The following is a 16,396-nucleotide window of genomic DNA, read 5'->3' as shown; positions in this document are numbered from 1 at the left end:
CAATTACAGGCGCTCCAGCTTGACCGGGAGGCCGGACGCAGCCGACTCCAGCGCCGCGCAGGTGACCTGCTGGGTACGCAGCGCATCCGCATAATCGGATCGGATGCGAGACGAATCCCCGGTCCGTACGGCATGCAGGAATGCTTCCGACTCCGCGGCGTAAGGATTCGCTTCTTCATCGGCCGCTTGCTCGCGCCCTTCTGACGTCACGATCTCAAGGTTCTTCGGCGTCCAGGCGAGCATGCCTTGATCCGTGTAAAGCGTCAGTCCGCTGCGGCCGACGCCGGACGGCAGAGCGCATGTATTGATGATGCCGGCTACCGCGCCGGAAGCCAGCTTCAGAGTGACGGAGCCGACATCCGGCACACTGACGCCTTCATATTGCTTATGCACGACTCGTCCGGCGTAAGCCGCGTATACCTCCTCGACCTCCCCGGCCGCATAGCGGAGCAAATCGACGACATGCGTCGTCTGTTCGATAAACTGGCCGCCGGAGCCGTCCTGCCTGCGCCACCAGGATACCTGCGGCATGCTCCCCGACCATTCGCCCGACGCCATCGCCAGGGTCCGTCCTTCCAGCTCAGCCTTGAGCCGCTGGACAGACGGCAGATAGCGGAAATGATAGCCGACCGACGTTATCAGAGCTTGCTCGCGGATCGCCTTCTCCAGCTCGATCGGCAGCTGCATATCCAGCGCAATCGGCTTCTCGACGAGGAAGGGGATGCGCCTGGCGATCAGCTCGCGCTCCAAGTCTCCGTGAGCCATCGGCGGCACGCAAACATAAACGGCATCCAGACGCTCGCTCTCCAGCATCTCCGTCAGACTGCCGTAGCCCTTGGCATCCCGGTAAGCCGAAGCCAGCCGGTCCGCTTTTTCCTTGCTCGTGCCGCATACGGCCGACAATCGCACGTCCGCCGCCTGAGCGAGCAGATCCGCATGCACCCGGCTGAACCAGCCGGTCCCGATGATACCTATCTGTAACATTATTCCTCGCCGCCTATCGTTTTTCTTACTATTGTATATGATATGATAGAGAAAATGAAAGCGTTTATGCAGTTAGGAAGGTGTTTCTCAGACATGAGTCAGAACGCGAAATTTTTGCTGATTGCCGTAGGCATCGTGCTGGTTATCACGGCCAATATTCTGCTCTACTTCAACTTGACGCGAAATACGCTGGAGGCGAACCACCAGCGGGAGCTCCGCTCCATTGAATCCCAGATTGAGCTGATGGTCGAACAGACGCGAAGCGGCACCGAGCTGTTCGAGGATATGATCGGCGAGAAGCTGAGAGCGGCGGCTATCGCGGCCCAATACGCGCTCCCCTCCGACGTGGAGCAGGTGACCGGCGAGCAGCTGCAGCAGCTGAGGGAAGAACTGATGCTTCATCATCTGACGCTGCTCAAAAAAACCGGGGACGATATCGTCCTCTACAAATCGACCAGCCCCCGCGAGATCGGGCTGGGCACCAAAAACTGGGGCCCTTGGCATACGGCCTTCCAGGAGCTGCTCGAGAAGCAGCGCGTAACGATGGACTGGGGCCAGTCGCTGCCCAACTATTGGTCGGGCCCGTACGAGGTGGCCACATCGGATACCAAGGATATCGTGAAGTGGGGCTATTATTACAGCGGCAAAACCAACTACATCATCGACCCCTATGTCGATAACGCCGCCTTCGAGCAGTACCAGCGGGTGACAGGGCTGCATGCCATCATTGAAAATATGCTGAAAACCTACCCTTTCCTGGTCGAGGTCGCAGGCATCAATCCCATGACCTTCGCCAATGAGAAAACATGGATTACCGCGAACGGCGAGCTGCTCGATCCGCTGACGCACCGGGCGGTATTTTTCGGAAGCTATAACTATGCCAATGTCGACAAGGATAAAGCATATATCCTGGAGTCTATCCGCAGCAAACGACCGGTTTCCTATATAGAGACGATCCAGGGCAAGCGGCTGGAAAAATCGTTTATCGCGATTCAAAGCCCTACAATGGATGTCGTCCGGGCATGGGAGGAGAACCCGGACCCGGCTTTGCAAGGCTACTATGTGCTGAATCTGACAAGCGATATCGGCCTGCTGGAAGGAACGCTGAACAAGCAGTTCCGAGCTGTTGTGGCCGTCGTGGCCGCGATCACGCTGATCAGCCTGCTGCTGGTCTTTATCCTGATCCGCCGGGTGTCGCGAGCCCGCGACAAGGCGATTCAGTTAACCAGCGAAACCTATACGGAGGAATTCAACCAGATGTATCTCGATTTCCGCGGGCAGCGTCATGACTTCCTAAACCATGTCAGCGTCATTCACTCCCTCGTCGAGCTGGGCAGGCACCGGGAGCTGATGGACTATACCCATACGCTCGTCGGCGATATTCGCGCCATCAACGATATCATCGAGATCGGCCAGCCTGAATTCGCCGCGGTCATTCAGGCCAAGACGCTGGCCGCTTCCAATAAAAAAATCCGCTTCACCCACGATATCGACATTCCGCATAAAGTGCTTCCCGGCACCAAGGCGTTCGACATGGTTCGCATCTTGGGCAATCTGATCGACAATGCGTTCGAAGAAGCCGCCCGGCTGCCGGCGGAGGAACGATGGGTGACCTGTACAGGGTGGATCGAGGACGGCGGGGTTCATTTCAAGCTGGCCAATCCCTTATCCAATCAAGTATCCTGCGACATGGAGACCGACGTATTTCGGAACGGCTACACGACCAAGGATAATCATTCGGGGCTCGGTCTCTGGATCAGCAATAAGCTCATTCAAAAAAATCGGGGAGAAATCGTACTGGAATCATCCGACGAACAGTTCATCGCCTTTGTTAAAATGCCAATCTCATGACATGCTTCGCATGAAAATGCTGTCATTCGACATTTTTCGCACCGATGAAACACAAAAATAAACCAATCAGCACATCTCCGCTCCTCATCCCGGACAAGTCCTTTATAATAGCAGCCATAACCTATAGGATTTCGTCACGATGAAGGAGACAGATATGATGACTAGACAAATCGTAATCGTGGATGATCACTCGGAAGTGGCGGAGCAGCTGCAGACCGCCTTGCCTCAAGACAGCTTTACTCTCACCTTGTTCCGCTGTACGCAGGATATGCAAAACCATCTGCCCCTCTTAAAGCCCGATATGTTTCTGATCTCGCGGAACAACTCCGTGTCGGACGGAGTACGCGCGGCTCGTTACATTCGTACCAAGCTCAAGCTCATCCAGCCGGTGATTCTGTATGGAGATTGCCAGGAAGAGTCGGACATTATCTCCAGTCTCGAGGCCGGGGCGGATGATTACATCCCGCGCAGCTCCAGCACGGGCCAGATCGTCGCCCGCATCCAGGCGCATCTGCGCCGGAGCGAGGGTTTTCGCCCCGCTCCAATCGCCAGCGTCAGCCGAACCTCCCGCGGCTTGGAGGTCGATCTGGCAACCCGATCGGCTTGGGTGAACGGTACGCTTATTCCTTTATCCGTCAAGGAATTCGATCTTCTGTATCATCTGATCCGGGCGAGGGGCCGGATCGTCACCTTGGAGGAGCTGTTCAATCTCGGATGGGGGTCGGTCAGCCATGGGGATACGCGCACCGTCCTTGTCCATATCAGCAATCTGCGCAGGAAGCTTCGGGGCTCCTCGCGCGAATGCCCGTACATCATCACAGTGCGCGGCGTCGGCTATATGTTTAACAGCCAGTCCCTGTTCACCGATCATTCTCCGCCCTGGAGCAGCAAGCAAACAGCCGCGCAGGCCGTTTCCTCGAGCTAATCCTTTACCCCTTCATCCGGCTGTAGAGCCTCTCGAACTCCTTGCGTTTGCGGCGGGACAGATCTATTTCCGTATTCCGGTATGTAAGCTTGATGGTATATGTCCCGAAAAATTCCGAGCTGGCGTATACCGAATCAATATACTTCAGATTGACAAGCTGCGATTTATTCGGATGAAAGATCAGCTCGGAGCATTGAACCTGAATCTCGGACAAAGAGGATCTGGTAACGATCGGGTCCTCCCCTGCTACATAGACCTGAACCTTCCGGTCAGACTTGCTGCGTTCCGCATAGATCAGCTTGTTCTCGTTGATAAACACCGGCTTATGGTTCGACTTGATCTCGATAATCCGGGTGTCCGCGGGCCCGTCAGCATGCGCCAAATCCCGCTCGAAGGCTTTGACCGCCTTCTCTACGGCCGCAGACAGCCGCTCGAACGTTACCGGCTTGGTCACGAAGCCGATCACGTTCAGTTCATAGCCGGCCAACAGCAGACTGGAGTCTTTCGTCCCCGAGACCAGGATCAGGTAAGGCGCCAATCCTTGGTCGACCAGACGCTTGTATGCGGCAATGCCGTCGAGCTCGGCTAGCCCAATATCCATCAGCACCAAGTCCGGCTTCAGCTTCAAGCAATCCTCGACAAACCACTTGCCCGAGCCTACCGAGCTGAGCACATGCAATCCGAGCCGCTTGGCGTATAAGACCAGCTTCTCCCGATCGGGCTCCTGATCCTCCGCAATCACGACTGTTAATGCGCGAGACATCATCTTCCCCCTTTCATTCGTTATTTTCCAGACCTAATTCCTTTAACTTCTTACGTCTGTGTCAGCCAACCGTTCCGCTTCCCTCTTAACACTATACCCGCTGAGCGAGCTGATGAGACCATTAGCGGGCCGAAAGAAGCCCCGCCACATGCGATAATCCGGGGCTGCCGGCCGACCGAGCATAGCAAAAACGGCCCCGTCACCCATCTGCAGATGGATGATGGGGCCGTTCCCTGTTCGGCAGGAACCGCGGTTTACGATACGCCGTTCAGTTCAAGAGCGTCTTCCTCGTCGCGGTTGAATGCCTCGCGATCAAACTCGCCTTCGGAGTTAGCCACCAGCAGAGAGGCGACGGTAGTGCCTGTAGCATTGACAGCCGTACGGCCCATGTCTACGATAGCGTCGATCGCCAAGGTGAGGCCGATACCTTCGAGCGGAAGACCGAGCGCCGTCAGGACGACAGTGGTCGATATGGCCGCAGGTCCCGGTACGCCGGCAACCCCGACGGAGGAGATGACGCTGACGAGCACGATCAGGATATAATCGGACCAATCCAGCGGCACGTTGTAAACTCTTGCGACGAATATAGCCACGACTGCCGGCCATACGCCGCCGCAGCCGTTCATATTGATGGTGGCCCCGAGCGGAGCCACAAAGCTCGCGATACGGTCGGATACCCGAATGCGCTTGGTGATGACCTCCAGATTGACCGGCAGCGTGACGTAGCTGCTCCGGGTCGTGAAGGCGACGGCGATCGTCGGGTATGCCTTCTTGAAGAACTTGATCGGGTTGACCTTCGCCACCAGCGCCACAAGTCCCCCGAAGGTGAAGACGAAGTGAATAAGCAGCGCGGCATACGTAGCCAGGATAAGCTTGATCAGCGGAGCGAGCGTTTCAACACCGTAGCGGGCAGCCATTGCGGCGATCAGCGCATAAACGCCGTATGGCGTCAGCCGGATCACGTATTTGATCACCTGATGCAAAATTTGCGCAAGCGACTCGATCAGCTGCTTCACAGGCGCCACAACCTCCGGTTTCTTGGAGCCGACATGCACCATGGCGACGGCTACGAAGATGGCGAAGATCAGCACGGGCACGACTTTGCCGTTCGCCGCTTCATTGAACGGATTGGACGGAAGCAGATCGAGAATAACCTGGGAGAACGTAGGCACGTCGCGCGGCTTGAAGTCTTTGACCGCCTGCTGTGCGATGCCCGCGCCCGGATCGACCAACAGGGCAACGATCACGCCGATCAGAGCGGCGATTCCTGTCGTGATCAGGAAGATCGAGATCGTCTTCACGCCGATCTTGCGCAGATGGCCCAGATTGGTCAGCGTCGTAATACTGTTGATGACGAGCACGACGACGAGCGGAATAACCAGCATGCGCACCAGATTGACATAGATGGACCCGATCGTGCTGACACTTTTGTAATCGAGTTTGTAGGAGTTGAACGCGATACCGGCGATCAGACCGAGCCCGAGGGCGATCAGCACCCGGTAGCCGAAGCCGAGACGCTTGCGCCCCAATACATACAGAAAGCCGATTACAACCAAAGATACGAGCAAGGTGATCCAGTTGGATTGAAAAGCGGCTATAAGATTATTATTCATCTTGCAACATCCCTTTCTATGACTGACTTAAAACCTAGTTACTCACTTGGTTTTATGAGCTAAAATGATATTACTCCTGCTTACTTAGGATGTCAATCTTTTTTTACTAAAACTTCTTTACTAAAACTTCGGGAGTTCGAGCAGCCGAATAAATCAAGCCGCCGGGCCTCTTTAGAGGTTCGGCGGCTAGTTCTTGTTGGCTTGGTATGGCTTCGACTACCTTTCGGCCGTTCGCCTGCTTGCCGGGAAATCAAATGGTCCACTGATCCTTTACAATGGCTTCCGGGTAAATGTCCCGTATGTTGTTGGTTGTGCTGCCTTTGCCGATCGTCTCATTGTATGCCGTTTTCTCAGCCTGCGCATAATCATGATCGTATACGAACTTCTCGTAATAATCGGCGAAAGTCAGCTTGATCGGCTCGCCCGATCCATCGTAGCTTCCCCATAGGACGCTTCCCGGCCTAGGATTTGGGGAGCTTCAGCCTGACCTGTGTTCCTCGTCCGAGAGTTGAGGAGACGGTCAGCGTCCCCCCGACGCCGCGGGCGCGTTCCTCCATGCTGAACAGTCCGACTCCCTTGGCGCCGGCCGCCCGCTTGGAGAAGCCCTGCCCCTGGTCCTCCACGGTCACTTCCACCTCGGCTTCGGTCTCTCGCAGGGTAACGGCGGCTTCCGACACATCGGCATATTTGGCCACATTGGTAAGCGCCTCCTGGATAATCCGATAGATAGTCGTTTCCTCCTGCAGCCCCAGCCTGGTGCGCAGCCCGCAGTCCAGACGGACCTGGATGCCGTAATGGCTCTGATAATTTTCGGTAAATGTCCGTATGGCCGGTACGACGCCAAGATCATCCAGCACCGAGGGACGGATCTCCCACGCCAGTCCCCGTACTTCTTCCATGATGCCGGATACCAGGCGGCGCAGCTTCTCCAACTCCCGGACGGCTTCGCCCTCGCCGCTTTGACCGATCAAACGGTCCATCTGGATGATCAGCGAGAACAGGCTTTGGCCGATGCCGTCGTGCAGCTCCCGGGAGAACCGGCGGCGCTCCTCTTCCTGAATCTGCATCACCCGGTTCATCATCGTCTGCAGCTCCTCCTGCACACGCTTGAGCTCCGTTACTTCATTGCGTATAGCCAAATATTGATAAGGCTCTCCTTCCTCATCCAGGAAGGGAACGATCGTAGTATGTACCCAGTAATGGCTGCCGTCCTTGGCCCGGTTGCGGATCTCGCCGCGCCATATGCGGCCCGAAGAGATCGTTTTCCACAGCTCGCTCATAAACGCCCGGTCATGGTAGCCGGAATTAATAATCCGGTGGTCCTGGCCAATCAGCTCCTCCCGCGAATACTTGGAAATTTCGCAGAACTTGTCGTTGATGTACTGAATCTTCCCCCGCCGATCCGTTAGGGCGACGATCGAGGATTCATCCAGCGCAAACTTCAAGTCGGTAAGCTGCTTGAGCGACTGCTTCAGCCGGGCCAGCACCTGCGCATCCTCGATGTGGGCATCCAGCTGCTCCAGCAGCGCGGTCACATTTTGCCCGATGAGCTGAGGACGATCCTCATCCTGGCTCCAAGCCTGATCCGGGATTTCATGATTATTCAAAGTTCAGCAGCCCCTTTTTCAGCGCAAATTTCACGAGCTCCGGACGCGTCTTGAGTCCGAGCTTTTCCATCACATTGCTTTTATGGGTTTCTACCGTCTTCACGCTGATGACCAGCAGCTCGGCGATTTCTTTATTGGCATAGCCCTTGGCTACGAGAGCCAATATTTCCTTCTCCCGTTCGGACAGCGAGTCATACGTCCCCTTGTTCTCCGGGTTTCTCAGCTTATCCAGGTATTCGCCCATCAGCCGCTTGGTCGCCGTAGGATATAAATACGCATCGCCCCCCGCCACGCAGCGAATCGCCGTCAGCAGCTCCTCATGCGGAGCGCTCTTCAGGATATAGCCTGAAGCCCCGGCCTGAATGGCGCGGAACAAATATTCCTCATCGTCATGCATCGTCAAGATAAGCACCGCCGTATCCGGGAGCGCCTTCTTCAGCTCCGTGGTCGCCGTCAGGCCGTCTTTGCCGTGAGGCATGCTGAAGTCCATCAGTACGACATCCGGCTTCAACTCCAGGGCGGCGCGCACGCCTTCATCGCCCTCCGTCGCCTCGCCAATAACCTTGAGGTCGGGCTTGTCGCTCAGCAGCATGGTCAAGCCAGAGCGGACAACCGCGTGATCGTCGACCACGATGATTGTAATCATTCGCTACCTTCCTCCTTAAGCGGGGATACCTGCTTGGTTCGTATGCACGTATGCTTCCTTCTCATCATATAGCAAAAAATGAATCCCCTCAATCGCCTGCCGCGATTAAAAAAGGATTCATCGGATCAGCCGGAAGGCCCCGGCCTGCGCTTGCTCGATCGCTTCTTGCCCGTACAACCGGCCCGACCGGCTGCCCAGAAGCAGTACGCCGCGCGGCGCCCCTCCGCTTCCGACCGGAAGCGCGATCGCCGTCTGCAGCTTCTCCGCCAGCATCACCGGACATTCCCGCGCAAACGCCGGAGCCTGACTCATATCCGCCGTCACATAGCGGCCCAGCTTGAGCGCCGTCCCCGCCAAACCTGCGCTTCCCCGCCGGAAGCTCATCCGCCGGGAACGCTCGCTTTGGCTGCCTACCATACAGGCCCATGTATACGGCTTCGATACTCCGTCCTCATCGGGCAGAGCGATCCAAGCGAAGGCGGCCATATCGCTGAAGGTCCGCTCTTGGAGCTGGAGCAGCTCTTCTTGTAGGGTATGCGGACAAAGCTGCCCGGCCGGCGCAGTCCAGAGCGCTCCGGAAGTCTCCCCGGTCTCGCTCGTCCAGGCAGGCTGTTCGCCCGCCGGCCCTGTTCGTTCGTGCGCGTCCATCGCTTCGCTCTCCTCTCGCTGCGGCCCTAAACTTCCGAATCTATTGCACCGGCTCTCATTTCAAGTTACCCCGATGGTCGATTTTCTTCTTATCTTCTATTGTAACGCCGCCGCTGCCGAAAGTAAGTCAGGGAACTCCCTGAAATCGGCTGCGTGAAAACACGGAGCAAAAACAGCCGTTATTGCTGGCTCCAAGCCTTGCGGCCACCCGGGGCGGGTGTGAGAAATCTCACAGCAAACTTCAGGGGATTTCCTCCTCAAGATCAGGTCTTCCCCCGATAACCAAATCAAGCGCAGCGAGGTATGATGAATACATAGAAAACGACTTGGGAGATGATCGGTATGACGACAGGTACAATGCTCACGAACGGAACCAGACAGGGCGGCGCATCCGCCAGCCTGGAGAAACAAGCGGGGCCTAGCCGAGAGCAGCATGGTATCAAGGGCGTTCACGCCGTATTCTCCGCGGAGAGCTTCGAGAAGCTGACTGGCATTATGTATAAGAAGAAAGCAGAGACGGGCAGCGTGCTCTATTGGGAAGGCGACAAAGCCGACAAGCTGTACTTTCTCATGAAGGGCCGCGTCAAGATAACTAAAAGCTCTGACGATGGCCGCACCTTCACGTTGTCGCTCCATCAGGCGGGCGATCTGTTCGGACAACTCGACCCCTTTCAGGATTCCGCCCACGCCAGCAGCGCGGAGATGACGGAGGATGGCGAGGTCGGAGTCATCCAACGCAAGGACCTGGAGGTGCTGCTGTGGCAGCATGGCGATCTGGCTATCGAGTTCATGCGGTGGATGGGCCTTACCCACCGGATCACCCAGACCAAGATGCGCGATCTGATGATGTTCGGCAAGCCCGGAGCGCTGTGTTCCCTGCTCATCCGGCTGAGCAACTCCTGCGGAGTTGACTTGAGCGGCGGCCGGATCAGACTGGATATCCGGATGAACAACAGCGAGATGGCCGACATGATCGGGGCAACCCGCGAAAGCGTCAATCGGATGCTGAACGATATGAAGAAGGAAGGCGTCATTCAGATGGATGGCGGCATAATCACGATTCTGAAACTGGACTACCTGCGCGGCGTCTGCCAGTGCGAGAGCTGCCCCAAGGAAATATGCCGGATGTAGAGGGCGGCAAGCCTTACCGCCCGATATCCAAGTTATGCCTGACCCTCGGTCTTCGGACCGAAGGGTTATTTCGTTTGTCCGGACCTCCGTACCGCATGTTTGGAGCGAATTGTCGAATACTAACGAAAAACAAGGGGATTGCCATCACATGAAGCGTCTGCTCGCCATTTATTTAAATGATATGAGCCGGATCGGCCGCAATTGGGCGGCTATCGTCATGATTTCCGGACTTGCGTTTCTCCCCTCGCTGTATGCGTGGTTTAATATTTTGGCCTCCTGGGACCCCTATTCCAATACGGGCTCCCTGGCTATCGCCGTGGTGAACGAAGACCGCGGCGCGACCGCCCGGGGCAAGGAGCTGCGGCTCGGCGATGAGATCATCGCTTCGCTGCGCGACGACCGGCGGATCGGGTGGACGTTCGTCGATGCCGCTGAGGCGGAGAGGGGCGTGCTGCGCGGGGAATATTTCGCCGCCTTGACCATACCGCCCGAATTCTCCGAGCATATCTCCTCCGTCCTGACTGCAACGCCGCAGAAAGCGGAGATTTTGTATGATGTCAACGAGAAGACAAACGCCATTTCCCCGAAAATTACGTCCAAAGGAGCCAGCGGCATTCTCGATGAGGTGACCCGCCAGTTTATCCGGACAGCCAATGGCACGATCTTCGCCATCATGAACGAGGTCGGACTGGAGCTGGAGCGCGAGCTGCCGGCGATCGAGGCGGGCAAAGCCATGCTGTTCCGGCTGGAGGAGCTTTTTCCGGAGCTGAACCGGCTGGTCGACGCCGGACTGACCGATCTGGATAAAGCCCAGGCCATCGCTGCGAAGGCGGAGAATTACATACCGGAAATCACCAGGCTGGCGGAAGCGGGGTCGGCGATGACTGAGCAGCTCGGCGTCTGGATCGGCCGCACCGGCCAGGCGCTGGACGCGCTGTCGCCCGGGATCAAGCAGGACCTTTATTTGCTCCAGCAGGCGGCCATCGGCGTCAAGCAGCTGAACGGGCTGCTTCAGGATGTGAAGACGGACCCCGCCATCCTGCAGAGCGAGCTGGACCGGGTAGGCCGCAGGCTGGCCGTTGCCAGTGATGTAAACGACAAGCTGATTTCCTTGTTCGAGCGGCTAAACGGGCTGACCGGAGGGAAGGGCTCTGCCGCCGCGGCGCAAAAGCTGCAGAAGCTGCAGCGCGATCTGCAGCTGCAAGCCGCCATTATGGAGCGCCTGTCTCTGGCGATGGCCAAGGGAGAGAAGCCGGCCGGCGAGCTGATCGCCGATCTCGGCCGGGTCGCCGGGGATACGGCAAGCGGACTCGAGGATTTGCTTGGCCGCTACGATACGGAGATCGCGCCGGGCATTGCCGAGGGAGCGCAGACGGCCAAGCAGAAGCTGGAGCAGGCGCACGAAGCGCTGGCGGCAGCTGCGGCAGTCATCCCGGATGCGGGCAGCCTTGTCAGCGGCGCGGCCAAAGGACTGGCGGCCGGCCGGTCGGAGCTGGCTGCAATCAAGCAGGCGCTGCCCGCCTTGGAGGCGAAAGTCAAGGAGCTTGCCGACCGGCTAAGGGCCTTCGAGCAGCAGGGCAATCTCGGCGACATCCTGCGCCTGCTGAAGCTGGACGCTCAGAAGGAAAGCGAATTTTTCGCAGAACCGGTCGTGCTGAAGGAGAACAGGCTGTTTCCGATCCCGAATTACGGGTCGGCCATGTCTCCCTTTTTCACGACGCTGTCGCTCTGGGTCGGCGCTCTGCTTCTCGTCTCGCTGCTGACCGTCGAGGTTCATGAAGAAGGCATCCGCTACAAGAGCTACCAGGTGTATCTGGGCCGGTTTCTCACGTTCCTCACGATCGCTCTGGTGCAGTCGCTTTTCGTCACCTTGGGCGATCTGTACCTGCTGCATACGTTTGTGGCGGAGCCCGGCTGGTTTGTCGGCTTCGGCCTGCTGCTGAGCGCCTTGTTCATGCTCATCGTCTATACGCTGGTATCCGTCTTCGGAAATGTAGGCAAAGCGATGGCCATCGTCCTGCTCGTGCTGCAGCTGGCCGGGTCCGGCGGAACGTTTCCCGTCCAGCTTACGCCGCCGTTTTTTCAGGCCATTCATCCGTTTCTGCCCTTCACCTACGCCATCGGATTGATGCGGGAAGCGGTAGGCGGCTTGATCTGGGATGTAGCCGTCCGCGACCTCGCCATATTAGCCGTCTATGCCGGCCTCGCGCTGCTGATCGGGCTTGGCCTGAAGAAGTGGATCAACGCCTCCTCGGCCAAGCTCGTTCATAAGGCCAAGGAGAGCCGAATCATTCACTAGCGCTTTAATCGCGATGAATAGGAGGCCGGTGAGCCACAAGGAGATGAAACAGGGATAGCGGGCGGGTGAGTGAAAGCTCTGATCGTTAGCATGCCGCACGTTATCATCTAACTTTTAAAGGGCGGTTAGGGCAGCGGGACTTCGAGCTGCTTGGCTGCCCCTGCTTTGCGGAGTCTGCGGAGCCTGTCAGTCGCTTGAGCTCCCGGACGCAGGCCGCATCAGATAAGGATACAGCAGAATCAGGCTGGCGACGTACAAAGCTAAGGCGAACAGCGCCGGGGACAGATGCCAGAAGTCCGTATAGCCGATTCCCAGATGTACGCCGAAGCCGGCGGCGAAGCCTGGCGCTCCCCCCAGCAGCAGCGTTTTCCACTGCCAGCGCGCTCCTCTTTGCAGCCCCCAAAGCGCCATAACAAGAAGAACGAGCGCATCGGACAACAACGCTCCGCCAAACCCCGCGCGATCGTGCGCAATCAGCGGAATCAGACGCGGATTGGCAGCGTCCAATGCAGCATAGGTCGTCTGCATGAAGTCGAGATCCTCGGGTACGAATACCCGGGTAACCCCTACCGCCGCAATCGTCAGACCTCCGACAGCGAGCGAAAAGCCCAGCATAACGAGACACAGCTGCCCCCACATGGCCCGCCGCCATAACCGGTCGTTGCGCAGGTGAACGGGCTCCCGGCAGGGATGATCCGTCCAGCCCCGCTGCGACAGGAGCAGCATCGGAAACAGGATGGCGGCGGCGGCCGCATGCAGCGGATCGAAATAGCCGGTGCCAAGATAGAGGAAGAAGCTGGAGAAGCCGACTCCCGCGGATACCATGACGGCCGTCCGGCTCCAATGCAGGCCGGCCTGCAAGCCGTGCTTGGCAAGCTGCATATATAATATGCCGATTGAGATCATCGTACCGGCCAGCGTGATCCGGTCATGCGACATAAAGTGAAGCAATCGCTCGTTCACCCGCCTTATCGCGTCGCGGTCCAGGCCGAGGAAAGCTTCATCGTAGGGCAGCAGAACGGTGGTGATCGCCACGAACCAAGCCAGCACGCCGCCGATGATCATCCCGAGGCCAAGCAGCCACATCCAGCCCCAGCCCCGCCAGAACGGCTGCGGCGGCGGAGCCGGAACCTGGCGCAGGCGCTCATAAGCGATCGCCTCATTCACCCGCTTGGGCAGACCCGGCCCGGCATAAACCATCCCGCTATGCAGCAGCACCTGATCTGCGCCGGAGGCGATCAGATCAAGCGCATCCTGCGGCTCATGCACTCCGCAGCCGGCCTGCAGCACCAGTCCGGCAGGCCCTTCGGCGCGCAGCCGGCGCAGCGTCATCAAGCCCGGCGCTTTGCATGCCTCGCCGACCCGCACGCCGGCCTCCTCCCGCAAGCCTTCGCCTACGGCGACGCCGGTCCATTCCCGGGGATCGAAGCCCCGCAGCACGGAAAGCAGCGCAGCCGGCGCATCGGGCGGCACATAGAGAAAGAGCGGAGGCTCCGGGGACGGAGCCTCCCCGGCATTGGCCGCTCCCGCAGGCAAATACCCGCCGAGCTCGGCAGCCGTCCGCTCCCTCTCAGGGCTGCGGGCTGATGACGAGACGGCGCTGCTTGCGCTGGCGGCGGGCTGGTCCGGCGGCAGCGGATGGGCTACCCGCGCTTGCCGGAACGCAGCCGGGAATCCCCGGATAAGCTCCAGCATCTCTTCCTCCGTCTGCTCTTCCCGCAGCATGTCGACATGAAATCCCTGCACGCCCGCTCGAAACAGACGCTCCGCCAGGCCGGCAAGCTCCTGCATGGCCACATCGCCCTTCGCTCCCGGCATCGGGGCGATACGGGCGAGCAGGGGCAGCTTATGACCGGGCTTGCGCGCCACCCTCTCCGCCGCCTCCAGGCCGATATTTTCCTCGTAGAGCGGATATAAAATTGACTCCGGAGCCGCCTCTCTTCGTATCGGCGTCTCGCAGCGAACCGGCTCCTTCGTGATCGGGCCGATGACGACAAAGCCGAAGCCAAACTGCGCCATTGCCGCATGGGCAGTCCCCTCCGGGTCCAGCGCTCCCGACAGTCCGACAGGAGCCGCAAGCTTAAGCGACCCGGCTTGGCTTTCGAGGATAGCCAGCGGCTCCATATGGCCTAACGTTCGGATCAGCAGCCTGCCTCCCGGCAGAGAGCTGAGACCGCCCATCGCCTGAAGCGTCAGTCCGCGGGCCAGTCTGGACGGCAAACGAAACAACAGAGGGCGGAACAAAGTTTGATAAGACCAATCCGGCACACCTATGCACCTCCATGAATGAAAGCATTCTGCGTCGTTTACCATACTCCTTCCGGCATTTCTAATCATGATTTTAGCTTTTTCGTCCGTCGTTTGCTTCCGGTTCCTCCTCTCCAGCAAGCGGTCACAAACCAAAAAGGCCGAGCACAGGGTAAGTCCTGGCTTGACCTTTTTTCATCATACAGGGAGAAGGCGCTGCCCTTTGCCCGTAAAAAAACGGCTTCAGGGACAGCTCTTCAGGGTGCGGTTCAACGCGCGGCTGGCTTAGTGATGCCCAATTCAGGCTCATTTGCCGCTTGCCGCCTTCTTGCACTGCGCTCCGTTATTCAGCTGCCTCGGGGTGAACAACCAGCTTGACGGCGCCGCCGATTGGCGGGAGGCTTTTGGTCAGCACCGGTGAATAAAACCCGAGCACCTTGGCTCCTTTTACCAGATCGGCAGCTGCGGCCTGCGTCCCGTCCTGACGAAGCAGCTCCGTCTTGTCCGACACGCGCAGGATAACCTCGTCCGGAGACTGGTCGCTTAGCCCTTGGCCTTTAATCACTACGCTGATTTCCCCGTTGTCTCCCGTACGCGCTTCCTCGATCGTGCCGGAAGTACCGAGCAGTTCCTGCTTGATATCTGTATCCAGCACGGTTACTTTGAATGCCGCCGTCTGCGGAGGCAGGCTGAGCGTCGCCGCCAGCGAGTGCTCGGCTTCCACCGTCAGGCCGATATGCAGATCGGACAAGGTCAAAGTTTTGCCATCATGCGACTGAATTACGGTATCTTCCCCGATGTTCAGCACAAGTCCGTCTACCCCGGCTCCTTGAATCTGTATGGAGGCGCGTTTGTCACCCTGATAGACGGAGGTTATGACGCCGGTAGTCTGCATATGCTGCGGCTGCTCCATGGAAATCGTCACCTTGCTCCCCTCCGTTACAGCCCTGCCATGCAGCACTTCAACGACAAAGGATGCCGGCACATACAGTTTGTTATCCAGCAGTACCGGGGCCGCACCCAGCGTCTTGTACATTTTATTGACGGCGTAGCGGTCATCGCCCGTTTTAACTGTTGTGAACAGCGGCCCTTTACTCAGATCGACGGACAGGTCCTCTTGCTTCCAATTCAGCGTGAAGCCCAGCTTCTCCGTGACGGCGCGCAGCGGGATCATCGTCTCTGCCGTAGCGGAGGCGCGATAGCCGGTTTCTGTCAGCTTGACGCCATCGATCTCGATGGCAATCGCTTCTACGGAAGCCGCTGCGGAGATAGGCACGGCTTGCACCGGCTGAGGTTGTTGAGGCTCTGCCGCGTGAGCCGCCGCCGCCGCTGTCATCATAGCGGAGACGGATAAGACGAGCAGGCTTTTTGTCATAATGCGTTTCATAATTAGGCTTCCTTTCTGCGGGTAAGGTTGTGAGTACTTTCAAGCATTCAGACGGAGAGGGCGTAGAAAATGTTGCATTTGCAAACAAATCTCTCCTGGAACCGCCGCATAGCTAGCTTTCCCTAAAGGGCAGCGACGCCCGCATCACTCCGTTGCGGCCGATAGCCGCCCGCCCTCGCCAACCCTCTGACGGTATCCATAGAGCCGAAGAAAGCCTCTAGCCCCACGTTGCTCAACTGCCGCCTTTACCTTACTGCTTCGCGGCCGCTCGACCAATCGCGTATTTATCCACACA

At 58.2% G+C, this 16,396-nt stretch carries 12 protein-coding genes; 4 read left to right on the top strand and 8 right to left on the bottom strand.

All coding sequences use genetic code 11. The features are described 5' to 3' along the window. Positions 1–3: 3 nt before the first annotated feature. Positions 4–984 (bottom strand): Gfo/Idh/MocA family protein, encoded by a 981-nt coding sequence (locus tag BLR08_RS12585; protein ID WP_371117262.1) that lies wholly within the window; start codon positions 982–984, stop codon positions 4–6. Positions 985–1,077: 93 nt separating this feature from the next. Between BLR08_RS12585 and BLR08_RS12580 the strand changes: the two genes are divergently transcribed. Together BLR08_RS12580 and BLR08_RS12575 are read left to right on the top strand one after the other, a co-directional pair. Beyond that, entirely contained in the window at positions 1,078–2,835 is a 1,758-nt protein-coding gene (locus BLR08_RS12580; RefSeq protein WP_072329563.1) for a sensor histidine kinase, read from the top strand. Positions 2,836–2,989: 154 nt separating this feature from the next. Then, positions 2,990–3,760 carry a response regulator transcription factor gene (locus tag BLR08_RS12575; RefSeq protein ID WP_176835505.1) on the top strand — a complete coding sequence of 257 codons (771 nt, stop codon included), beginning with the start codon at positions 2,990–2,992 and terminating at the stop codon, positions 3,758–3,760. Between the two features lie 4 nt (positions 3,761–3,764). On the opposite strand, the gene BLR08_RS12570 is transcribed toward BLR08_RS12575, so the two are convergent. The 5 genes from BLR08_RS12570 to BLR08_RS12550 all read right to left on the bottom strand — a co-directional run bounded on the left by BLR08_RS12570 (position 3,765) and on the right by BLR08_RS12550 (position 9,037). Further along, complete coding sequence (locus BLR08_RS12570; RefSeq protein ID WP_072329561.1) at positions 3,765–4,523, bottom strand: LytR/AlgR family response regulator transcription factor; 759 nt, start codon at positions 4,521–4,523, stop codon at positions 3,765–3,767. Between the two features lie 254 nt (positions 4,524–4,777). Next, positions 4,778–6,136: a dicarboxylate/amino acid:cation symporter gene (locus BLR08_RS12565; protein WP_072329560.1), complete on the bottom strand. Its 1,359-nt coding sequence runs from the start codon at positions 6,134–6,136 to the stop codon at positions 4,778–4,780. A 461-nt stretch (positions 6,137–6,597) separates the two neighbouring features. Beyond that, complete coding sequence (locus tag BLR08_RS12560; RefSeq protein WP_371117281.1) at positions 6,598–7,683, bottom strand: PAS domain-containing sensor histidine kinase; 1,086 nt, start codon at positions 7,681–7,683, stop codon at positions 6,598–6,600. A gap of 52 nt (positions 7,684–7,735) precedes the next feature. Further along, positions 7,736–8,389, bottom strand: a complete 654-nt coding sequence (locus BLR08_RS12555) for a response regulator transcription factor (protein ID WP_072329559.1) — start codon at positions 8,387–8,389, stop codon at positions 7,736–7,738. Between the two features lie 117 nt (positions 8,390–8,506). Further along, entirely contained in the window at positions 8,507–9,037 is a 531-nt protein-coding gene (locus tag BLR08_RS12550) for a GAF domain-containing protein (protein WP_072329558.1), read from the bottom strand. Positions 9,038–9,379: 342 nt separating this feature from the next. Between BLR08_RS12550 and BLR08_RS12545 the strand changes: the two genes are divergently transcribed. Then, positions 9,380–10,168, top strand: a complete 789-nt coding sequence (locus tag BLR08_RS12545) for a Crp/Fnr family transcriptional regulator (protein ID WP_256257535.1) — start codon at positions 9,380–9,382, stop codon at positions 10,166–10,168. Positions 10,169–10,316: 148 nt separating this feature from the next. Next, entirely contained in the window at positions 10,317–12,467 is a 2,151-nt protein-coding gene (locus BLR08_RS12540) for a YhgE/Pip domain-containing protein (RefSeq protein ID WP_072329557.1), read from the top strand. Positions 12,468–12,653: 186 nt separating this feature from the next. Here BLR08_RS12540 and BLR08_RS12535 read toward each other — a convergent pair whose 3' ends face one another. Continuing rightward, a complete protein-coding gene (locus BLR08_RS12535) occupies positions 12,654–14,735 on the bottom strand; it encodes a dihydroorotate dehydrogenase (protein ID WP_072329556.1) in 2,082 nt (693 codons plus the stop codon). A 322-nt stretch (positions 14,736–15,057) separates the two neighbouring features. Beyond that, complete coding sequence (locus BLR08_RS12530) at positions 15,058–16,101, bottom strand: copper amine oxidase N-terminal domain-containing protein (protein WP_072329555.1); 1,044 nt, start codon at positions 16,099–16,101, stop codon at positions 15,058–15,060. Positions 16,102–16,396: the final 295 nt, after the last annotated feature.

The organism is Paenibacillus sp. cl123, from assembly GCF_900101595.1.
Classification (GTDB): domain Bacteria; phylum Bacillota; class Bacilli; order Paenibacillales; family NBRC-103111; genus Paenibacillus_G.
Note: the sequence above shows the minus strand (reverse complement) of the source record. Positions and strands in the feature narration are given on the sequence as shown.